Genomic DNA, 22113 nt, shown 5'->3' with positions numbered 1-22113 from the left:
CCACGGAGATCCGGGACGCACCCCCTAACACCCCACCCCAGCAACGGAGACACCACCGCATGAACGACGCCCGCTCCAGCCTCGCCCGCAGAGGCTTCCTCATCGCCACGGGCGCCACCGCCCTCGCCTTCACCGCCGCCTGCGGCACCGGCGCCGCCACCCCGGACGCCAAGAACGCCGCCGAGGGAGCTCCCAAGGCGGGCGGCCGGCTGCGTGCCGCCTTCGCCGGTGGTGGCGCCAACGAGACCCTCGACCCGCACGCCGCCAACCTGTTCGTGGACGCCGCCCGCGCCAAGGCCCTGTTCGACAAGCTCGCCGACTTCGGCGCCGACCTCGCCGCCGTCCCCAGGCTCGCCGAGCGCTGGGAGCCCAACGAGGCCCTCGACACCTGGCGCATCACCCTGCGCAAGGCCGCCTTCCACGACGGCAGGCCGGTCACCGCGGAAGACGTCCTCTACAGCTACCGCAGGATCGCGGACCCCAAGGGCACCTTCCGGGCCAAGGCGTCCCTGGAGCCGATCGACCTCGACGCGAGCCGGGCGGTGGACGCCTCCACCGTCGAGTTCAAGCTCAAGCGCCCGTACGCCGAATTCCCCAACGTCCTCGCCGCGTTCGGCGCGTACATCGTGCCCAAGGACGCCTCCGCCTTCGACAAGCCCATCGGCTCCGGACCGTTCGGCTTCGTCTCCTTCACGCCGGGCAGCTCCCTCGTCGTCAAGCGCAACGACGCCTACTGGGAGGGAGCCCCCCACCTGGACGAGCTCGAATTCGTCGTCGCCGGCGAGGAGTCGGCACGCGTCAGCGCCCTGCTCGGCGGTCAGGTCGAGTACGCCCACGAGCTGAACCCGGCCACCGCCCGCACCCACGAGGGCAAGGGGAAGATCGAGATCGTCCGCCTCCCGGGCAGTGCCATGCAGGGCTTCGTCATGAAGACGGACCGACCGCCGTTCAACGATCCCCGGGTCCGCCAGGCCTTCTTCCTCATCGCCGACCGCAGGGAACTCGTCGACGGCGCCCTCTCCGGCGCCGGCGAGATCGGCAACGACCTGTTCGGCAAGGGCTACCAGTACTACCCCGCCGGCCTCCCGCAGCGCACCCAGGACCTCGACAAGGCCCGTGCCCTGCTCAAGGAGGCCGGGGCCGAGGGCCTCAAGGTCACCCTCGACACCGCCCCCGCCGCCACCGGCTTCGTCGAGGCCGCCGGCATCTTCAAGGAGCAGGCCGCCAAGGCCGGAGTCACCGTCGAGATCAAGGTCGGCAACAAGGACACCTACTGGAAGGACATCCTGAACAACGGCACCTTCGCCTCCTACCGCTCGGGCGCCATGCCCATCGAGTCCCACATCTCGCAGCGGCTGCTGACCGGCTCCACCACCAACGCCACCAAGTGGCAGCAGAAGGACTTCGACGACCTCTACCAGCAGGCCCAGTCCACCCGCGACGTCACGCAGCGCGGCGCCCTCTACGAGCGGATGCAGCGCCGGCTGTACGACGAGGGCGGCTTCCTGATCTGGGGCTTCGCCGACTGGATCATCGCCACCGCGCCCACGGTGCACGGAGTGTCGAAGCAGGCCCCCGCCAACACCCTCGACTGGGCCCGCTTCGACAAGATCTGGCTCGCGTGACACCGCACCTCTCATGGATCGGCCGCCGCCTGCTCCTCGGCCTGGGGCAGACGGCGGCCGTCGTCCTGTTCATCTTCGCCCTCACCGAGGCGCTGCCCGGCGACGCGGCCGTCGCCCTCGCCGGGGACCAGCCCGATCCCGCCCGCATCGCACGCATGCGCGAGACGATGGGCCTGCACCGGCCCGCCGCGGAACGCCTCGCCGACTGGGTCGCCGGCCTCCTGCACGGCGACCTCGGCACCTCCCTGGTCAGCGGACGGCCCGTCACCGGCTACCTGGCCGCCGGACTCGGCCCCACTCTCCTCCTCGCCGTGACCACCGTGGCCCTGCTCATTCCGCTCTCCGTGGGGCTCGGCGTCCTGGCCGCCCGCCGCGAGGGCGGCCCGCTGGACCGGACCGTCAGCGCCCTGACCCTCGCCGTGCACGCCGTACCGGAATTCGCCGTCGGGATCCTGCTCGCCACGCTCTTCGGGCTGTGGCTGGGCTGGCTGCCGCCCACCGCCGTCGGCGCCGATCCCTTTACGGAGCCCGCCGTCCTGATCCTGCCCGTCGTCGTCCTGCTGTCGCGGCCCGTGTGCACCATCAGCCGCCTCGTGCGCGCCGGGATGATCGACGCGATGGCCTCGCCGTACGTCGCCCAGGCCCGCCGCTACGGGGTTTCCGGCGGCCGGATCACCTGGACCCATGCCCTGCCGAACGCGCTCGCTCCCGCCGCCCAGCAACTGGCCCGCACCTGCGACTGGCTCCTCAGCGGAGTGATCGTCGTGGAGGCCCTGTTCGTGATCCCGGGCCTCGGCACCGTACTCATCGAGGCCGTCGCCGCCCGTGACCTCCCGGTCGTGCAGGGCATGGCCGTGATCTTCGGCATCGTCACCGTCCTGGTCAACCTTGCCGCGGACCTGGCCGCCCGCCGTTTCGCACCCCGGTCCGAGGTGGCGGCGTGAAACACAAGCCGACGAGGTCCCTCGTCGCACTCGGACTGATCGTCCTGCCCGTCCTCCTCGCACTGGTCGGCCCGTTCGTGGCAGGCCCGGCCGGCCCCCGCTCGGTCTCCTTCGCCTCCGGCGACGGGCACTGGCTCGGCACCGACTTCAGCGGCAGAGACGTCTGGCAACAGGTGCTCCTCGGTGGTCGCTCCGTCGTTCTCGTGGCGATCGCGGCCACCGCCCTCGCCTACCTCGTCGCCGTCCCCCTGGGCCTCACCGCGGCTCTCACCCGCCGCACCTGGCTGGAGGAGGCACTGATGCGGCCCCTGGACGTGGTCATCGCAGTCCCCTCGCTCCTGCTGGTGTTGCTCGTTGCGGCCACCCTCACGCCAGGACCCGCCGGACTGACCGTCCTGGTCGGCCTGGCAGCCGTACCCGACGCAGCCCGCGTCGTGCACGCGGCGGGCGTCGAGATCTCCTCCCGGCCGGCCGTCGAAGCGCTGCGCATGCAGGGCGAGTCCTGGTGGCGGACGGCCATTGGCTACGTGGCCCGTTCCATGCGCCGCACCCTCGCCGCCGACGCCGGGATCCGGCTTACCGGAGCCCTCTACCTGGTCGCGACCGCCGCCTTCCTCGGCGTGGGCGTTCAGCCGGACGCCGCCGACTGGGCGGTGATGGTCGACCGCAACCGCACCGGACTCTTCCTCCAGCCGTGGGCCGTGGTCGTGCCCGCCCTGCTCATCGCGGCCCTGTCGATGGGCACCAACCTCCTGTTCGATGCCGCCCTCCAACGGCACACCCCCCGGAAGGGAGCGAGGCGATGACCCTCGTCGCAGAGGTACGGGACCTGCGCGTGGAGATCGGCGGGCGGGCGATCGTGGACGGCGTGAGCCTCGCCGCGCACGCGGGCAGGATCACCGCCGTCATCGGCCCGTCCGGCAGCGGCAAGACCACCACGGGGCTCGCCCTCCTGGGCGAGTACCCGGCAGACGCCGTCGTCGACGGCGAGGTCCACACACCCGCCGGCCCGGTCGGATACATCCCCCAGCACCCGGCTTCGGTCCTCAACCCCGCCCGTCGAGTGGGCGCGCTCCTCACCGACATCGCCGCCCGCCACGGAGGAGACCGGCTCGAACGCCGGCGCCGTGCCGAAGAGGCCTTGCGGCTCGCTCAACTCCCGGATCCAGAGGCCGTGCTGCGCCGCTTCCCGCACCAACTCTCCGGCGGACAGCAGCAGAGAGTCGTCCTGGCCCAGGCACTGCTGCTGGGCGCCCGGGTCATCGTCGCCGACGAACCCACCACCGGCCAGGACGTCCTCACCAAACAGGGCATCGTGGCGGAGCTGGCCGCCGTCGCCGCACAGGGCATCGCCGTCATCCTGCTCAGCCACGACCTGGACGTCGTACGGGAGCTGGCCGACGAGGTCGTGGTGATGCGGGCCGGGAAGGTCGTGGACCGCGGACCCGCGTCATCCGTCCTGGAGGGTCTCGTACCGGAGAAGCCGCGGGTTGCGCGAACACCCCGCCCGCGCGGTCCGAAGCGTCTGGAGACGCGGAATCTGACCGCACGGCACCGCGCCACTCAGGGAGCCGCCGAGGTGCTGAGCGACATCGAGGTCTCGCTCGCGGCAGGGGAGTGCCTGGCGCTCGTCGGCCGTTCCGGCAGCGGCAAGACCACCCTCGGACGCTGCCTGGCCGGGCTGCATCGCGCGTACGAGGGCACGGTCCTGCTCGACAGGACGCCGCTGCCGCGAAGTCTCCGTTCCCGCACTCGCGCCGAACTGGCCGCCGTCCAGTACGTGTTCCAGGACGCGAAGGCGGCCTTCGACGAGCACCGGCCGGTCCTGGACCAGGTCGCCCGCAGCGCGGTACGGCTCCGCGGAGCCGTACCGAGGGACGCGCGGCGTACGGCCCTGAACACCCTCGGTGAGTTCGGCCTCACCGAGAGCCTTGCCGGACGCCGCCCCGGAGAGCTCTCCGGCGGCGAACTCCAGCGAGCAGCGCTGGCCCGGGCCCTGCTGGCCGGGCCACACGTCCTCATCTGCGACGAGATCACCTCCGGCCTCGACGCGACCACCCGGACCACCATCCTCGACTCCCTCGCCCGGCTCGGGGAAAACAACGAACTCAGCCTGGTGTTCATCACCCACGACCTCGCCGCCGCCGGAGTCCTCGCGGACCGGATCGCGGTCCTCGACGCAGGGCGGATCGTCGAGGCCGGCCCGGCCGATCACCTGATCGAGATGCCGCGGCACACGATCACCAAGGAGCTGCTGTCCGCCTCGCTGACGGCGCTGCCGGACCGCGCGCCCAGATGCTGAAGGCGCCGGACGGCGCTTGGTCACCAAGTGGAGGGCGGGACCCCACGGGGAGATACGGCGCCGATGAGCCGTTCCGCGACCGGGGCCACCTCGCGTGCGCTGACCGGTGGCATCGGGAAATCGGCCGCGATCACCGCACCGCCCGTGTTGGCCACGGCCACCCGGCAGTCGGGTCAGTTGCCGCCTCAAACCGGCGGTCAGCACGTCGGGCCCGGCCGCCTGGAGGAACCGGGGGACTCGGGGATCGCCATGCTGATCAGCCTGCCAGACGACCGGGGGCGGCGGCGGAGGGGCGCACGGGCCATGGGTGTTCCTCCGGGTACGGGGCTACGGGGTGTCGGTGAAGGGGACGGAGGGGTCAGGAAACGGAGTCGAGCAACGGACCGAAGGCGGCGGGGAGCTGCTTCCACGCTTCACGCCCGGCCGTGTACTCGGCTTGGGTCAGGAGGCAGGACTCCAGGAGCTGTTCGAGCCCGTCGCGGTCGAGGCGTCCTCCAGGGCCTGGTAGAGCCGCTCGGGGTGGAACGGCCGGGCGGCGCTGCCACACAAGGGTGGCGACTCCGGCCTCGTCGGCCTCCTGGGGGAGGAGCGCGCAGGCGGGGTGCTGGGCGGCGGCCGTTTCCACGTCGAAGCCGGCGAACGCCAAGCGGGTGAGTTCACTGGAGCCGGTGGGCACCTGGAGGGCCGTCGGGTGCAGCTGGGCGAGCAGGGCGCGGTCCTCGTCGTCGGCCTCCCCGCTGTCGGCGATCGCGAGGACCGGCGCGTATTCGAGCTGGCGGGCCCAGGTGTCCCCGACGGTCCGCTGGTCGGTGGCCGCGGCGGCGAGTCCGGCCTCGGCGAGGTCGTCCCCGTTGCCGAGGCAGGGCAGGACGAGCGCGGGGTCGACGGCGTTGATCACGTTGGTGAGTTCCAGCACGTCACCGGTATGGGCGGCCACGACCTCGGCCATCACCCCGGGCTCGACCGAGTCCCAGAGTTCCACCACGGCCAGGCGGGTCAAGCCGTCGGCGGCCGGCCGCTCCAGCTCGGGGACGAGGTCCTCGCGCAGCGCGCAGCAGGCGCAGTCGTTGACCAGCGGAGTCTCGTCGGCGGACATCTCGCCCCCGGAATCGCGCAGCGTGCGAAGCACGTTGCCGCCGGCAGCCGAGGACAGATCGTGGTGCTGGGCGACACTGCCCGGCACGGCGCGCAGCAGGTGTTCGACGGGAGGAGGGGTCGGCGCTCTTCGCGGAAGTCGACGTGCCGATGGGCGACCGGGTCGTGCGTGCGCAGGGTCATCCGGCGGGCGAGGTCGCCCAGGGTGGCGCCGTCGTCGCGCGGGAACGAGAACGTGGCCGCCACGGGCATCGGCTCGGAAATCCCGCTGGACTCGATGAGCAGGTAGTCGAAGCGTCCCTCGCGGGCCAGCCGGTCGACCTCCTCCATGCACCCGTTGGTCATTTCGACCAGCCGCTCCTCGGTGCGCGACAGTGCGGCCTCTCCGCCGCGGACGAGCGCGGCGTCGATGTTGACCTCGCTCATGTCGTTGACGATGACCGCGACGCGCAGGCCCTCGCGGTTGCCCAGTACGTGGTTGAGCAGGGTGGTCTTGCCGGCTCCGAGGAATCCGGACAGGACGGTGACCGGGAGCGGGGTGTTGGCCGGGCGTGCCATCGGTTCAGCCCTCGGGGCGCAGGTTCCCTGCAGATCTCGAAAACGGCGGGCTCCTACCGCTCCCAGTCCTTCGCGACCGCACGAGCGACCGGCCGCCGTGCCACAACCGGTCACGTCCACCTGAGGTGGTACGCCACGGGAGCTCTGGACCAAGGCTCTTGCTGCACGCTGGGCTCCCGTAGGCGAGCGCTGCCGCGAAGTACATGGCTGAGCTCGACATACAGCTCAGGAGGGACCCTCAGTCCCCTCACATCGCGTTGCGGACCCACTCCCCGGTGCGCTCGTAAGGGTGGGGCGCAATGTCTGAAGTCCCCTACAGGCAGGGCCAGAACGAATAGAATCTGGCAACGTCATGTCGAGCGGAGGGCCGTGACAGCACAACCTCACGTTTTCATCGCGTACTCGCCCCGTTCCCGCGAGGACTGCGTGCTCGCGGACCGGCTGACAGCGGCGCTCCGGGTACGGGGAGTCTCGATGGCGCCCCGGCCGGACCATGATTCCGCCACGCACTTCCTCGCTGTCCTCTCAGCTGAGGCCTTACAGGAACCGCAGCTGTTGGATGCCATCCGACGGGCCGGCGAGCGGCATCGGCTAGGGGCTGCCTCAGCCCAGCCGCTGCTCCTGGCTCCCAGCGAGTTCGACGCAGGCGGGCTCGGCGACGTCACGACCGGCTTCCTCCCGGTGCGGCGATACGAGGAGTTTGGCACCCAACTCGCGGAGATCCTACGCACATTGGCCATCCCGATGGGCGTCTGCAGCCAGCACGCAGACCTGGTCGAGGAAAAGACAACGGACTTCGTCGGGCGTGATCGCGTCTTCGACGCCATCAACTCCTTCATCGAGGCCAACAGCTGCGGCTACTTTCAACTCCTAGGCGATCCCGGCGACGGCAAGACGACGATCATGGCCGAGTACGTGCGTCGCACGGGATGCGTCGCCCACTTCAATGTGCGGAGCCAGGGCGTCAACACCCCTCGTCAGTTCGTCGACAACCTTGGTGTCCAACTGACGGCCAGGTACGGCATCGCGGGTCCGGTCGACACGGGAGACTCCAGTCGCTACGGAGAGACCATCGGCCGCATGCTCAAGGAGGCCCGTGCCGCGCTCCCCGACGACGTGCCTCTGGTCATTGCGGTGGATGCCCTGGATGAGGCTGAACGTCCCACGGATGACACAGCCGGGAACGTACTGTTCCTGCCACCGCGGCTCCCCAAGGGCGTCTACTTCGTTGTCAGCAGCCGTCGGGCGGAGGTGTCGCTCCGGATCGAGACGGCGAGCCGCCCGTACGACCTCGCCCACCACCTGGACTCCACGATGGTCGACATCGGCGAGTACCTGACGCGTATGAGTTCCCGCCCCGCACTGCGGTCCTGGCTGGCCGAACGGAACATCCCCCTACCCCGGTTCGTGGGCGTCCTCGCCGAGAAGAGCGAGGGCAACTTCATGTACCTGCGGCACGTGCTGCCCGAGTTGAGCAACGGCCTCTACCAGAGCCTCGACATCCAGCAGCTGCCCCACGGCCTGAAGAACTACTACGAGAGCCACTGGCGGCTGATGGGCATGGCGACAAAGTCGTCCCCGCGGACGAAGGTCTGGATCGTCTACGTCCTGTGCGAGCTGACCCGTCCGGTGTCGATAGCCCTGCTGGCTCGTGTGATGCGCGAGGTCCAAGCGGGTGTGGACGCGATCGCCATCCAGGAAGTGCTGACCGAATGGCAGCAGTTTTTGCGCAGGGACGCGGATCCCGACGGCCCACGCTTCAGCATCTACCACACCAGCTTTCGTGACTTCCTGCACAAGCGGGACACCATCGCCAGCGCCGGTCTGACCCTCACCGGAGTCAACGGGGTCATTTCCGACGTGCTGTGGGAGGAAGAATACGGAGAAGAGGACTGAGCGGGATGCTCGAAGTCAATGGCGTCGCCGCCCCGATTCCGGCTTTGGCCACAGCCGTGGACTACGGAACCGTTCCCGACTGGATCGCCGGAGTCGGATCCGCCGTCGCCACCGTATTGCTTGCGGTGGGCCTGCTGCGCGAGATCAGGCTGCGGCGCATCGACGGGGAACGAGCAGCTACCGAACGACGTGCCGCGGAAGCCAATCAAGCCCGGCTCATCGGCATGGTGTTCCGGGTCCGAGGGAGCGGCACGCGGGTGGAATTCGTCATCCGGAACGACAGCGACGAGCCCCTCCGAGACCCGGCTCCGCTGCTGTTCTGGGCCGACCAAGGCGACGCACTCTACATTCCCAGGGTCGAGGCCGAGCCGGCCGTCGTGCTGCTGGGTCCGCGGCAGAAGGCCGAACTGATCGTCTCGCTCGGAGACGGCGCTGCGCAGCCGCCCCACCCGTCCCTGGTCCGCTGCGCGGTCGCGTTCACCGATGCCAACGGCCGCCGGTGGCTACGAACCGGAGCCGGACGCCCCTTACTCGTGCTCGACGGCGATCTGCAGACTCTGGAGCGGTCCGTCCGCGCCGCCGAGCAGCCCAGCGCATAATTCGGGGGAGCCAGATGAATACCGACCACACGGCGGTCCGGGCCGAGATGGAGCGGCTGGCCCTCGACGCACTGCCCACCCATCTCCGCGCCGCGGGCAGAGTGGACCGCCTCCTGCGGCTGTTCCACGACGACCGGCGACTACGGCGCCGCGTCAGCTTGGCCGACCCACGATGGGACGGTTACCAGAGCGACATTGGCATCGCCTGGGATGCCGTCGACGAGACGCCGGCGGACAAGCCGGAGGCAGTCCCACAACCGATCGCCGAACTCGTGCGTCTCGCGCTGGTGCGCGCAACGCTCACGGCGGCCGACGAGATTCCGGCGGGGCTGCTCGTCGCCGCCGTGACCACTGGGCACTGGTCGGTGGAAAGGGCTCTGTCCACCATCGCCAGGGGTTCCTCACCCGGCGGCCAGGCCGAGGCGTACTACGGGCTGCTCGCCGCCGCACAGTTCGACGAACCCACATGCAAGGCTATTCGGGAAAGGCTGATCGAACTGGCGACCCGGCCTGTCGATGACCTCCCGGCTCATTCGCTCCTGCGCGGGATTCATCTGCTCGACGCCGAGGGCCGGACGGCGATCGCGGCGCGCATCGAGGACACGGCACGCATCGTGGGCTGGCGCATGCCCAGGGCCTTCACACCACCGCCCGGCATGGAACCGGAGTACATCGAGGCCGCCGAGACGGCTGGCCTTCTGTGTGACGTCCCCGAAATACGCCGCCCACGGCTGGTGGCGCGAGTGGCCGACGCCCTGCTGGACGACCTGACCCAGCTGGTTCGGGACGAGGCAGAGCATCCGGAGGAGCAGCGGCCACCGCAGGACACGCCCGAGCCGCTTGTCGATCAGCTCCGCAGAGATATGGCCAGCTCGCTGATCGCCCCCGACCAGCGCCTGGGCCGGACGAGTCAAGCCCTGGCGAAGCTCGCGCCCCTGCTGACCGACCACCCGGGCCGCGGACAGGTCCTGAAGCGACTAAGCGCCCTGCTTGCAGATATCGACGACGCTGTCACGCGCTCGCTCCTTGCCTCCACGTACGGGCTGAAGCATCCGCGTGACGCGGCGAACTCGGCCCCCAGCCCGGCGCCTTCAGGCGCATCCATCCGCGCAGCGGGCCGACACGGCCTCTTGCGCCGCTTCTATCGGAGGCTGGCGGTCGGGACGCCCGATCCGCGCATTCCCACACATCCGGCCAGCAGCGATGAGGCGGACGCGGTCGGCGATCACGTGCGGAGCGAGACCCTGCACACACTGATGTTGCGGTGGTTCGATCAGGCTTGGCTTTCAGGGAGCGATTCTGCAACACGAGACCGGCACCATCGCGAGCGGCAGGAGGGTCAACCTGCCGCCGACAGGGCCATGGAATCAGAGGATGACGGCAGCCGTCAGGCCTTCGCTGCGTTCGCGCAGCGGGCTGGAGCTCCGGCGGTCGTTGCCTGCCTGCTTTCTGCCCAGCAGCTGTCCGACGAAGCGGTGCGCGCCTTGGTCGAAGCCGTCTACCTCCCGAACGAGCTCCCCGGGCAGATGGCCCTGCTCGAACTCCTCACGGAACACCCGGATCTGTTTGACGCTACAGCAGCGGTCCGAAAGGTGAAGGGCCTGCTGCTCCGATGTGCGCTGTTGCATGAACGGGTCCATCCAAGTGCAGCGTGGGACGGAGTCCCGGCAGAACAACTGCGGGACGCGGACTTCCAACCCACACTCGATTTGGCGCTCACCCTCCCGGCGGAGCAGCGGCGCAGCGCCTATTGGTACACCACGATGGGGCGGGGCATACCCCAAGACATACGCACGATCCCGCGGCTGGACGCATTGGCCACGGTGCTGCCCCATCTGACCGCCACGCAGGTCCGGCAGGCGTTTGAGAACATCCTTGCAATCGACGACTCGGAGGTGCGCCGGATCGGTCTGCGTCTGCTCGGTCCCCACTTGTGCGCTGAACAGGCTGCGCAGGCGGTGGCCTCGCTGGGCGCGGCGTCAGATGCTCGCGAGATCACCTGGCTGCTCGGCGAGTTCGCGGACATGCTGCCGCCGGGGAGCGAGGCGCGACACCAAGTTGAAGAGTGGACGCGCACGGCGATGTTCCGCATGGACACCGGGGCAGACCTGGCCGAAGCGATCCTCCTCGGGCTGCGCAGGGCCGGGCGGCCATTCGACACGGCGTCGCTCGACGGCGGCGAGATGTCCCACATCCACCGTATGAACGCCAATAATCGGCTCGACCTGCTACTGGTCCTGCTGGGCGGAACGGAGGGTCCGATCCCGGCGGAGGTCGCCGCGGAGATCATCGACCTGCCGGTCGTCAACGATGACGCCACCTACAGCTGGCGAGCCTTCGCTCTTATGGCCGTCGGGACGCGGTTCACCGACGACTGGGTGCCGGCCGCCTGGTATGCGACGCAGGAACTGCCGCGCCGCCTGTCGGTGGGCGATGCGGAGATCTGGGGCTGGGACTGGCGCTTCGAGTACCCCCACGCCGCAGCCGTGGAGGTACTCGCGTCCAGGCTGCGCGGACCCTTGGCGCGGCAGGCCTTCGAAGCGGCGAAGGATATGCCGTGGGAGCCCCGCGAAAGCATCTTCCAGCTGCTGGCGGAGCACGGGGACGACTCGCTGGCCCGAGACCTGTTCGATCACGCCTCGGCGCTCTACCGCTCGTACCAGGACCTGTCCGATGACGAGCAGCCGCCCGTCCCCCTGGAAGGGACCGTGATCACCCAGCCGATTCCGGAGTTCAAAGTGCTGCGGGAGGTCAAGCTTTCCGAGCTGATCGCGGTGGTCGGGCCGAAACTCGACGACGACCGGATGGCAGAGGCAGTCAGGTTGGCCTGCGACTTCTCCAACTCCGGGCCACGCTCATGGCTGCCGGCCCGGCTGCTACCGCTTCTACCACCGGAACGCCGCGAACCGCTCCTCGCTTCCGCTACGGTCTCGGCCGTGGAGTTCATCGCGGTGGATACCAGCCGCCTCGACATCCTCGTGGATCTGCTGCCCTATGTTCGTGAGTCGACGTCGAGCCGGGCGGCCCCGGCAACAGAGTTCGTCGCACACCGGTTTCCCCGGCACACCGGCGGATTTCTGCTCGACCCCGATGAGCTCGCAGCCCTGAGCCCGGAAGAACTCCACCAGTACCGGAGCCTCTTGGGAATCGGAGACCGGGACGAGATCGAGACCGGTCTGACCCGTGGTGACGACGACGAACGGCGCCGGTTCCTCGTCCGCATCATCCTGCGCCCGCTCTTCTCGGTCAACCTCGGACGCATTCTGGCGCAATTGCTGATGAAGGCGCCGGTCCTGGCGCGTACGCACGCGCTCGAAGCCATGGCACAGATGCTGGAGCCGGAGAACCACCGCGCGATCGTCGACCACACATTGGTCCAGCTCCTTCGCGAGCCGATGCCTTCCGCGGAGCGGCTCGAGGGTCTCATGGAGATCCTCCCGCTTCTGGAGCAGGACCGACAGGACGGGCACCTGGAGCACATCGCATTGCTCGACGGGCCTGAACTCCTGCTCGACGAAACCGTGGGCCGAAGGGTCTTCGAGCTCTGTCTGGACGATCTGAGAGCACCTGTCGGGTCCGATGGGCGGTACTCAAGGACCCGGCACAACGTGTTCAGTAACCAGATGGCCGACACCGTACGGGACAAGCAGCTCAGGGATGTAGTCAGAGTGGTGCGCGGTGATCGTGTGCACTTCCTTGCCGCCCTTGCGCCGAAGCTCACCCCGGAGGCCAAGCGGCGGCTCGTAGAGCGGGTTCTGGAACTCCCGGAGATCGAAAGGGCCGACGCGATTACGGAGCTGCTGCCCCTGCTGACTGGTGACCTCAGAGACGAACTGCTGGGTGCTGTGCGCACGCTGAAGGTTCCGTTCGCTCGCTTCTGGGCCCTGTTCGGTAGCCAGGACCACCTGGACAACTCTGCCGACCCGTCGTGGGCGGCCTTCGCCTGGCACACCGCCACAGGGTTCCGTGACCCCATGGCTGCCGGAGCGAGTCTGTGCCTGCTTGCCGGATACGCGGACGCGGAGACGCTCCGTGAGTGGCACAAGTGGGCAATTGACCGCCTTGGGCAACTTGACGACAAGGACGCCATGCGAATGGTCGCCGCGATCGCGGCGACCCTGCGGGGCAACCGCGACACAAGCGAGGAGCTCATCGGCGCCGTCTGTTCTCGATCCGGTGCCGACATCGTCTGCGAGGGCCTTCTCGTTCTCGCCCGGCACCGCATCGATCTAGACGGGCTGGCAGGTCGGCACGGCACCGCGATCCGAGCCGCGCTGTCAAAGCGGTTGCGCAGGCTCGCCGGCCGAGGTCGGTCGGACATGCTCAGAACCCTCGCCACGGAAGCCCCGGTCATCGGGGCGATGTGCACCCCCGACGAACTGAGCACCATGGCCCGAAGTGTCCATGAGGTGTGCTTCATCTGGGCGTGGCCGTGACATCGCTCGTCTTAATCGCTGCTCTCGTGGCCCCACAAGGTGCGCCTGACGGGGCCTTTCCCCACATCAGGCGACACGTTGGGCTCCAAGCCGAGCTTCTTGGGTGAGTGACTGACGAGAACGTTTTTCGTCTGCTGGCGGTACAGGTTTCTCAGCGGTTTCGACCTGCGGCAATGGTGGTGACGGGCGTTTCGGCCTGTCGAATGGTCCGCAGATGGTCCGGATCTTGGTGCGGAAAGACGGTGATGACGCCGGTCTTTGGCTTGGGGCTGGCAGAGCGGGATGGTGGCCTTTTAGGTATCAACAGAATCCCCGGCATGCCCAAGCTGAGCATGTTGACGCAAAAGGGCATAATGGGATTTATGGCGATGGATGCGATCGTAGCGTCTGCGGCCACTGCCATGGTGGGGGCGATGACCACCGAGGCATGGCAGCAGGCACGGGCGGCCATCGTTTCCTGGTGGCGTCGTATACGTCCGAATCAGGCAGACCGGGTGGACGCGGCGCTCGCAGAGTCCCGAGACCGCCTACTGACGGCCCGCCGTGAGGAGGACGTGGAATCGCCCCTCATCGCGGCCTGGGAGGCCCGCTTGACCGCACTGCTGTGGGAGGACGCCGCGTTGGTGGACGACCTGCGGCGGCTGGTCGACGAGGAGATCGCCCCGCTCTTGGGCCACGAGAACGGCATCCGAACCGGAAGGCAGGAGTTCCGGGCCAAGGCATCCGGACGCGGTCGGGTGTACCAGGCCGGGCGCGACCAGAACATCTCCGGGCCATGAACCCCACTGACAGACAGCCCGGGCATGGAGAGGAGATCCGCCTTGAGGCCCACGCCTCGGACCGGGCAAGGATCTACCAGGCGCGCCGGGATCTGTATCTGTCGGAACGGGACCTGCACCTGCACTACGAGGACGGGGTACGCACGGCCCGTCGAGTGCTCACCGATGCGGCTTCCCAGGAGTGCCCGTATCCCGGCCTGGCCGCCTTCAGCGCCGAGCAGGCCCAGTGGTTCTTCGGCCGGGATGCACTGGTGGCCAAGCTGCTGGTCCGGTTGGATGCCAGCCTCGCGGTGGGCGGGGCTCTGGTCGTCGTCGCGCCCTCCGGGGCCGGGAAGTCCTCCCTGCTCCGAGCGGGACTTCTGTCCGAGGTTGCGCGTGGTGCCCTGCCGGGTTCGAGGCGCTGGCCCCGCTTGTGCCTGACCCCCACTGCGCATCCGATGGCGGTGCTCAACGCCCGCCTGCCGGAGGTGACGTGCGGGAGCAGGGGTGTACCCGGCAATAAGCCGGACGGTCCGGTGTGGCGGCCCGCCGTACTGCGCCGCGCGCTTGCAGCAGATGGCGGCAGGACCGGCGCGGAACGCCATTTGGTGCTGGTCGTAGACCAGTTGGAGGAACTGTTCACACTGTGTACCGACGAGGGGGAGCGGCGACAGTTCCTGGACGCGGTCCTGGGCATCGCGGACATGGGCACTGACGGCGAACCGGCTGTCGGCTCGGTCGTCTTGGGCCTGCGCTCGGACTTCTACACCCAGTGTGCCGCCCATCAGGGGCTCCTCGACGCCGTGGAACGCAACCAGGTGATGGTGGGACCGCTGTCCCGGGCCGGGGTGCGCGAGGCGATCCTCCACCCCGCCCGCTCGGTCGGGCTGGACATCGAACCGGGCCTCGTACAGGTCCTGTTGCGTGACCTTGGCCCACCCGGGCCGGGTGACGGGCACGCGGGAACGGATGAACCCGGTGCGTACGAGATCGGGCGTCTTCCCCTGCTCGCCCATGCGCTGAGGGCCACCTGGCTGCGCCGGGCGGGACACGTCCTCACCGTGGATGGCTACGAGTCCACCGGCGGCATCGCGCACAGCGTGACCGACGAAGCAGATCGCTGCTTCGACCGGCTGCATCCGCAGGCCCAGGAGACGGCGCAGTCCGTGTTCCTGCGGCTGGTCAAATTCGGCGACGGCACCGAGGATACGCGTCGCCCAGTGCGGTACGCCGAACTGCTGAGCCACGGGGCACGCTCCGACGAAGCCGCCGAAGTCATCGAGACGTTCACCCAGGGACGGCTGCTAACCCGCGACAAGGACACGGTCACCATCACCCACGAGGTGCTGCTGCGGGCCTGGCCGCGCCTGCGCCAGTGGATCGAGGCCCACCGCGCCCGGTACATGGTCCGCCAGCGGCTGGAGGAGGCGGCCACCGCCTGGCAGGGGGCCGGCCGTGACCCGGGGCTGCTGTACCGAAGCGGCAGACTGGACGAGGCCTGCGCTCTGGCCGAGGACGAGGTCACGGATGCACTGGAACCGGTCGTGTCCGAGTTCTTGGCCGCCTCGGTACGGCAGCGGCTCCACGCGCGCCGGATCCGCCAGGTGGTCATCGCCGGACTGACCGCGCTGGCCGTACTCGCCGCGGTCTCCGCAGTCTTCGCGATCCAGCAGCGCAACACCGCGATCCTCGGCCAGATCCGGGCCGAGGCCAACCAGCTGCGCGCGACTGACGCGTCGCTGGCCGTCCAGCTGGATCTGGTGGCGCACCGGATGTCGCCGGCCCCGTCGACGGAAACCAACCTGCTCAGCGCCCAGAACATGCCGCTGGCCACCGTGCTGACCGGTCACACGGATCGGGTGAACGCCGTGGACTTCAGCCCGGACGGACGCCTTCTGGCCAGCGCGGGCAGCGACGGCACGATCCGCCTGTGGAGCACCAGGATCCCCCCGGGCCCGCTGGGCGCCCCGCTGCGCGGCCCCCGGGACGCGATACGGGCGCTCGCCTTCAGCCCCGGTGGACACCTCCTCGCCGGCACCGGCGACGACGGCGCAGTCCGCCTCTGGGACGTACGCGATCCCCTCCACCCGGCTGGCCGCGGTGTCATCGCTCGTGGCGGTACCGGCGCTCTGAAGACGCTCGCCTTCAGCCCGGACGGACACACCCTGGCCGCGGCGGGCCACGCCGGCCGCATCCACCTGTGGGACACCACCGACCCCGAGCACCCCCAGCCCTTCACCAAGCCGCTCGCCGGCTCCGCGGATGACGTGAACGGGGTTGCCTTCAGCCCGGACGGCAAGCGGCTGGCGGCCGGCGGGAGCGATGCGGCGGTGCGGTTGTGGCAGGTGGCGGACCGGCGGCATCCAGCCCTCGGCCAGGCGCCCGGCAGTATTTCCTACCAGGCCGGGGTCCCTGGTCACGCCCAGGCGGTCGCCTTCAGTCCGGACGGTCGCACACTGGCCGCGGCCGGGAGCGACCAGCAAGCCCACCTGTGGGACGTCAGGCAACCCACCAAGCCAACCCCGCTCGACGGCCGGTACAGCAACAACATCGTCAACACCGTTGCCTTCTCCGGCAGCGGGCACCTCATGGCCTACGGCGGGGACGACAACAGCATCCAGCTCGAGAACGTGACGGCTCCGGACGCCGTCTGGGATCTCACACCGCCGCTGAAGGGCCACACCGGACACGTGCTGGCGCTGGACTTCGACCCGAAGGGCACCATGCTGGCCAGTGCGGGCGCAGATCACACCGTCCGGCTCTGGACGATCCCGCGCACGATCCTCAACGGACACACCGGTTATGTCGACACCGTGGCCGTGAGCAGCGACGGACATCTGCTGGCCTCAGGCTCCGAGGACAACACCGTCCGTCTTTGGGATGTCAAGGATCCGGCTGATCCCCGCCCGGTCAGCGCGTTGATCCGTGGCCGCACAGGATACGTCAACTGGGTCGCCTTCAGAGGCCCCGACGGGAAGGCACTGGCCGTCGCGGCCGGACAGGACATCCGGCTGTGGAACGTCACCGTGCCGGCCAGGCCCGAGCCGCTGAGCGGGCCGCTCCAGGTCTCAGAGGGGAACTTCCTGGTCGTCGCGTTCACTCCGGACGGGCGCACCCTGGCAGGCGGCAACGGCGACGGCACGGTCCGGCTGTGGGACGTCTCCGATCCGTCACAGCCCGCATCCCTCGGAGTGCCGTTGGACAGCCACGCAGGCTCGATCACCCGCCTGGCCATCAGTGCGGACGGCCGCACGCTCGCCGCTGCGGCGGAGAACGGCACACTCCGTCTGTGGGACATCTCGAAGCCTGCGCACCCCAGTGCGCTGGGTGCACCACTGCGCGCCAGTGCGGACCCGCTCACATCAGTTGCTTTCAGCCCGGACGGTCTTACCCTCGCCGCCACCGGTAATGACGGCAAGATCAGACTGTGGGACCTCACCCGCCGCACCCACCCGACGCCCGCGGGCCCGCCCCTGACCGGCCACGCGGACACCGTCTACACCCTGGCTTTCAGCCCGGACGGGCACACCTTGGCCAGCGGAAGTTTCGACGCGACTCTCCGTCTGTGGGATGTTCGCGACCGGGGCCGCGCGCGGGCTCACGGACTGCCGGTGACTGGCATCCTCAATTGGGTCAACGCGGTGGCGTTCTCTCCGGACGGCGACTTCCTTTTCCTCGGCGTCGGGGAGCGCACGGTGCGCATCCTGCCGTTGTCGACCCAGACCGCCGCCGACTATGTGTGCCGGGCGACCGGGAACGTGCTGACACCCGAGGTCTGGCACAGGTACATTCCGCAATTGCCCTTCGACCCGCCATGCCCCGGACGGCACTGACCCCGCGGCGCGCCACGCTCCATCTCCGCGACCAGGGCGCGGTCGCCCCGCAAGGTTGGAGCAGTCCGCTCTATCGCCCGCCGGGGCGGCGATGCTGGCCGTCATGGAGGCGAACGTCCAGGCGAGCCAGCCCAGTTCACGGCCCTGGACCAGCGGGAAGATCACCAGCAGTGCGGCTGCGGAGGCCAGTGCGACACCCACGAGGTCGAGGCGGGGCGGGACCGCGTAACGCGACTCGGGGAGGAACTTCCAGCCGCCGATCAGGGCGAGGAGCCCCAGCGGCAGGTTGACGGCGAAGATCATGCGCCAGCCGGCGCCGAAGAGGTCGGCGTCGATCAGCACCCCGGCCAGTACGGGGCCGCGGACGGTCGCCAGGCCCAGCACGGGCCCGAACATCCCGAACGCCCGGCCCAAGTACCGGGCCGGCGTCCACCTCTCCGCGTCCCGCCTCACCGTCGACCTGGCTCGCGAGGACATGCGGGAAATGCGCGCCAACGACGAACTGGGCTGGGAGAAGGACACGGTGGAAGATCTGCCCGGCCTCGGCGACGTGGCGTTCCTCCGCTTCCGGCCCCCGACGCCCGGCACGAGCATCACCGCGCAGGTCACCTTCCGCCGCAGCAACCTGGTCGTCTCGCTCGCGTACACCCGCAGCGACGACGACCGACAGGCCGCCCGCGCCGGGGCCATCGACGCGGCCCGCGACACCGTTGCCCGCCTCCGGCCCTGACGAATCCCTTGCGTGTGTGAAGGGCCCTCAGTGGCGCACCGTCCCTGCCTGCTGTCCAGCCCGCCGAGCGGGAAAATGCGCCCTCGGTCAGCTCCACCGACGGGGCCCGTGCCCCAACGAGCGGTCATCAGCGGTCAATACGGGTGCAGCAGGACTCGCACAACGGTCACTCCAGCAGCCCGAAAGGCCAGGTCAGAGGCCATATCTACTGTCGCGATAAGCCCTCGCTGGTCAGGCGTGCTCGTCCGATGGCTGCTGGGCAGGCTGGACCGACCAGCTTGGCGGCTCGTCCTTGCCTGAGTCCTCGTCGCGCTCCGCGTCGGCGGCTGTCGCATGGATCTTGCCCGACGCGTGGTGGACCGGCGCGTATACGGCGTAGAGCTGCAGGGTCTCGTCACCGATGTTGGTGACGTTGTGCCAAGTGCCGGCGGGCACGAAGATCGCCCAGCCATCCTCGACCTCCCGGTCGAAGTCGAGTCGATCCTTCGTGCGGCCCATCTGGACGCGGCCCCGGCCTGCGTCGAGTCGTAGGAACTGGTCAGTCTCCGGGTGCGCCTCCAAGCCGATGTCCTCACCCACCGGGATCGACATGAGGGTCAACTGAAGGTACTTCCCAGACCAGGCGACCGCGCGATAGTCCGTGTTCTCGAGTGTCGCCTTCTCAAGGTCGAAGCATTGAGGTTCCGGCCCGATGTCCTTGATGGTCATACTTCTCTCCCGGTCAACGAAGGCGGTACGCGGTACACGGTCGCGGTCTTGCGCCAGCCCACGTCAACAATCTCAGAGCCCTGGGCTCTTCTGGCCACAAGCACGCGCGTCGCTACCGCACAAACGGCCGCGGCCCGCTGCCACATTCCAACGTGCGTCCGGTCGTGTAGTCGAACATCACCACCAACAGGAAGCCGGCGAACAGAACGATGGCGGACCAATCAGGACTCCAGCCGCAGGCCGCTGCACGCTCATACCCGCCATGAGCGTGCAGCTACGGCCAGAAATACGCCATCGCCATCTGGCTGTGAACCTGATCGACCTGACATGTCTCAGGCGGGTGCGAAGGTGAGGCAGTCGACCTCGCTCTGCTGGTAGCCGACGGTGATGCCGGGGGCGCGGCATTCGAACTGGACGTTGTGGCGACAATTGGCCACCTTGCATGCGCCGACGCGGCCGGTGCTGGAGGGGTCTCCGCCCTTGGCGGTGGAGCTGAAGAAGGTGTCGCAGTGTGCCTTGACGGTGTCGCCTACGGTGATGGCCAGGGCGTGGCAGGTGCTGTCCCGGTTGTACGCGCAGGCCTCGATCGAGCATTGCTTCACAAGGGGCATTTCCATGGCGAGTCTTCTCCTCGTGTGGGGGTGATCCGTTCCCCGCTGCGTCGTGCGACGAGCGGCCGCCGACCCGAGCATGGGGCCGACGGGCCGAGCAACGCCGCCGACGGGGCCGTCGGCGACTGGACCTCCGCCGATCGGAGGATCGTGTGGGAAGCTTCACCGGTTGATGGCACGGGCGGGATGCCGGTGACCGTGTGGCTCCGTCCCGGTGGGGTTCGTCACGCGGGGCCGTGGAAGCCGCCACGTCCGCGGGAGCCCAGGACGAGCAGGTCGGCCCGGTCGGAGGCCCTGGTCAGGGCCGGGATGGCTTCGTCGGGGACCAGGTGTTCGTCGACCTCGACGTCCGAGTGCTGCTCGCGGAACGCGGCACTGGGCAACTTCTGCTGCCCGATCCACGTCTGAACCTCGGACACATTGAATTGGATCTTCGCGTTGCGGCTTGTGCCGAACTTGTGGCCCGATTCGCTGGGCACCAGGAGGGCCGCGGCCGCGATGTTCTGGCGGCCACCGAGTCGGATCTGGTGGCGTTCAAGAGGGTCCGGACCCTGTTGCAGGAACGGCCCATCGGCTCGTCGGCCTGGGGCAAGGAGTCTGGGCTGCTGGATCAGTACCGCTACTTCCGCGACGTCGGCCTGGGCGGGCAACGGCCGGACTCCCAGGTCGACCGGACCTTTCGCGGCTGGGCACCACGCCGCAACCGCGCGGGCTCCGACGTGGCCCTGGGCTCGGGGGCCCGCTGGCAGGAGTGGGCAACGGTGCTGCTGCCTGAGCTCGGCATCGGGGTCAATCCCCCTGGCCAGGCGGCCCAGTTCACGGTTCAAGCCTGCGCTAAATACGGCAAGGCCCGCACCCTCTACATCCCCGAGGACGCGGTCGGCTCGGTCGACACATACGTCGCTCAGGTCGCGGGCTCCGCGGCCTCCCGTTCGTCAGGGGGCGGTGACAGGCAGGCGGGCGCAGTGGCGGCACGCGCGTGCAGAGGCGGCGATGCGCGCGTGGAGGGCGATGGTGATCAGACAGGCGGCCGCGGTCAGTGGCCAGTTGGTGGCCAGTACCGCGGCAGTGATGAGGGTCAGCGCGCTCAGCCCGAGGGCGACTGCCGCGGTGGTTCCCGTCCAGGCGACCACGAGCGGCAGTCGTTGCGGGAGGGGCAGTCGGCGGGCCAGTGTGCCGGTGACGGAGAGGCACACGGCCGCGAGCAACGCGGTGAGCGCTGCGAGGCCGCCGAGGTGGGCTGCGGCCACCTGGAGCGGGTCCGGCAGCCGGCGGTCCGCCGCGCGGGTGGCGAGCTCGACCAGGTACCAGCACACCAGCACGCACGGGATGATCAACATGACGGTGCGCGCGGTGTGACGGGCCTGGGTGATGGTCAGTTCATGCTGGAAGCTGGGCGCGAGCTCGGCCACGGTGCCGAACTGGCGGATGGCTTGGCGGGCGGCGTCCCGGTCGGGTTCGGCATCGGGCGACAGTTCCCGCGCGGTGTCCAGGAGGCCTTCGCGCAGTTCGTCCACCATCTGGGTCTTGAGTCGGGCCGGGCCGTGCAGGGTGGCCGTCAGGTCCGCGAGGTGGGCTTCGATGGGGTCGCCGGCACGGGTCTCGGGCGCCTTCACGTGGCGTGTCCGGGGGCCGGCGCGGGTTCCAGCACCGAGCCGATCGCTGCGATGAACTCCCGCCAGTGGGTCCGCTCGGCGGCCAGGCTGCGCCGTCCGGCGTCGGTGAGTTCGTAGCAGCGCCGACGTCGTTCGCCCACCGACTCCCATGCGCTGCTCAGCAGTCCGATCCGCTCGAGCCGGTTGAGGGCGGGGTAAATGGTGCCCTTGCGCAGCTCTAGTACGCCCCCGCTGCGCTCCTCGACCGCAGTGATGATCGCGTAGCCGTGCAGGGGGCCGGATTCCAGTACGGACAGCAGCAGTCCGTCCAGGTGGCCGCGTACCGCATCCGTCTTCATAGTCAGGCAGCCTACCTAAGTGACTCTCCCTGTGCTACTTATAGATCGATAGCCAATCTATTGG

General features: G+C 69.3%; 15 protein-coding genes and 2 pseudogenes. 10 read left to right on the top strand and 7 right to left on the bottom strand.

Going from position 1 to position 22113, the window contains the following annotated elements:
* Nucleotides 1-59 precede the first annotated feature (59 nt).
* The 4 genes from ACGFYQ_RS34790 to ACGFYQ_RS34775 are packed head-to-tail and all read left to right on the top strand — an operon-like array spanning nucleotide 60 to nucleotide 4871.
* Complete coding sequence (locus tag ACGFYQ_RS34790; protein WP_393750204.1) at nucleotides 60-1625, top strand: ABC transporter substrate-binding protein; 1566 nt, start codon at nucleotides 60-62, stop codon at nucleotides 1623-1625.
* The gene (locus ACGFYQ_RS34785; protein WP_393750203.1) at nucleotides 1622-2569 is read left to right on the top strand and encodes an ABC transporter permease; all 948 of its coding nucleotides are present in this window, start codon (nucleotides 1622-1624) and stop codon (nucleotides 2567-2569) included. The genes ACGFYQ_RS34790 and ACGFYQ_RS34785 overlap by 4 nt, the downstream gene beginning before the upstream one ends.
* The gene (locus ACGFYQ_RS34780) at nucleotides 2566-3375 is read left to right on the top strand and encodes an ABC transporter permease (RefSeq protein WP_393750202.1); all 810 of its coding nucleotides are present in this window, start codon (nucleotides 2566-2568) and stop codon (nucleotides 3373-3375) included. Before ACGFYQ_RS34785 ends, ACGFYQ_RS34780 begins: the two co-directional genes overlap by 4 nt.
* On the top strand, nucleotides 3372-4871 hold the full coding sequence (locus ACGFYQ_RS34775) for an ABC transporter ATP-binding protein (RefSeq protein ID WP_393750201.1): 1500 nt from the start codon (nucleotides 3372-3374) through the stop codon (nucleotides 4869-4871). Before ACGFYQ_RS34780 ends, ACGFYQ_RS34775 begins: the two co-directional genes overlap by 4 nt.
* Before the next feature lie 358 nt (nucleotides 4872-5229).
* Here the strand turns inward: ACGFYQ_RS34775 and ACGFYQ_RS34770 are convergent.
* Both ACGFYQ_RS34770 and ACGFYQ_RS34765 read right to left on the bottom strand, forming a co-directional pair.
* Nucleotides 5230-6066: pseudogene (locus ACGFYQ_RS34770) on the bottom strand (hypothetical protein).
* A gap of 68 nt (nucleotides 6067-6134) precedes the next feature.
* Nucleotides 6135-6524, bottom strand: a pseudogene (locus ACGFYQ_RS34765) (CobW family GTP-binding protein); the annotation flags it as partial.
* Between the two features lie 555 nt (nucleotides 6525-7079).
* Here ACGFYQ_RS34765 and ACGFYQ_RS34760 point away from each other — a divergent pair.
* From ACGFYQ_RS34760 to ACGFYQ_RS34735, 6 genes are all read left to right on the top strand, one after another.
* The gene (locus ACGFYQ_RS34760; RefSeq protein WP_393750200.1) at nucleotides 7080-8420 is read left to right on the top strand and encodes a hypothetical protein; all 1341 of its coding nucleotides are present in this window, start codon (nucleotides 7080-7082) and stop codon (nucleotides 8418-8420) included.
* 5 nt (nucleotides 8421-8425) lie between these two features.
* Nucleotides 8426-9019, top strand: coding sequence for a hypothetical protein (locus ACGFYQ_RS34755; RefSeq protein ID WP_393750199.1), 594 nt, complete (start codon nucleotides 8426-8428; stop codon nucleotides 9017-9019).
* Between the two features lie 14 nt (nucleotides 9020-9033).
* Nucleotides 9034-13455 (top strand): hypothetical protein, encoded by a 4422-nt coding sequence (locus ACGFYQ_RS34750; RefSeq protein WP_393750198.1) that lies wholly within the window; start codon nucleotides 9034-9036, stop codon nucleotides 13453-13455.
* Between the two features lie 107 nt (nucleotides 13456-13562).
* Nucleotides 13563-14234 (top strand): hypothetical protein, encoded by a 672-nt coding sequence (locus tag ACGFYQ_RS34745; protein ID WP_393750197.1) that lies wholly within the window; start codon nucleotides 13563-13565, stop codon nucleotides 14232-14234.
* Nucleotides 14231-18046: a hypothetical protein gene (locus ACGFYQ_RS34740; RefSeq protein ID WP_393750196.1), complete on the top strand. Its 3816-nt coding sequence runs from the start codon at nucleotides 14231-14233 to the stop codon at nucleotides 18044-18046. Before ACGFYQ_RS34745 ends, ACGFYQ_RS34740 begins: the two co-directional genes overlap by 4 nt.
* A gap of 286 nt (nucleotides 18047-18332) precedes the next feature.
* Complete coding sequence (locus ACGFYQ_RS34735; RefSeq protein ID WP_393750195.1) at nucleotides 18333-18776, top strand: hypothetical protein; 444 nt, start codon at nucleotides 18333-18335, stop codon at nucleotides 18774-18776.
* A gap of 231 nt (nucleotides 18777-19007) precedes the next feature.
* Here ACGFYQ_RS34735 and ACGFYQ_RS34730 read toward each other — a convergent pair whose 3' ends face one another.
* From ACGFYQ_RS34730 to ACGFYQ_RS34710, 5 genes are all read right to left on the bottom strand, one after another.
* Nucleotides 19008-19484, bottom strand: a complete 477-nt coding sequence (locus ACGFYQ_RS34730) for a cupin domain-containing protein (protein ID WP_393750194.1) — start codon at nucleotides 19482-19484, stop codon at nucleotides 19008-19010.
* Nucleotides 19485-19816: 332 nt separating this feature from the next.
* The gene (locus ACGFYQ_RS34725; RefSeq protein WP_393750193.1) at nucleotides 19817-20101 is read right to left on the bottom strand and encodes a DUF1540 domain-containing protein; all 285 of its coding nucleotides are present in this window, start codon (nucleotides 20099-20101) and stop codon (nucleotides 19817-19819) included.
* A gap of 218 nt (nucleotides 20102-20319) precedes the next feature.
* Nucleotides 20320-20514, bottom strand: coding sequence for a hypothetical protein (locus ACGFYQ_RS34720; RefSeq protein ID WP_393750192.1), 195 nt, complete (start codon nucleotides 20512-20514; stop codon nucleotides 20320-20322).
* 516 nt (nucleotides 20515-21030) lie between these two features.
* Nucleotides 21031-21711, bottom strand: coding sequence for a hypothetical protein (locus ACGFYQ_RS34715; protein ID WP_393750191.1), 681 nt, complete (start codon nucleotides 21709-21711; stop codon nucleotides 21031-21033).
* Nucleotides 21708-22049, bottom strand: a complete 342-nt coding sequence (locus ACGFYQ_RS34710) for a PadR family transcriptional regulator (protein ID WP_393750190.1) — start codon at nucleotides 22047-22049, stop codon at nucleotides 21708-21710. The genes ACGFYQ_RS34715 and ACGFYQ_RS34710 overlap by 4 nt, the downstream gene beginning before the upstream one ends.
* Between the last annotated feature and the right edge of the window lie 64 nt (nucleotides 22050-22113).

Origin of the sequence: Streptomyces sp. NPDC048258, assembly GCF_043201995.1 — a bacterium.
Lineage (GTDB): Bacteria > Actinomycetota > Actinomycetes > Streptomycetales > Streptomycetaceae > Streptomyces.
Note: the sequence above shows the minus strand (reverse complement) of the source record. Positions and strands in the feature narration are given on the sequence as shown.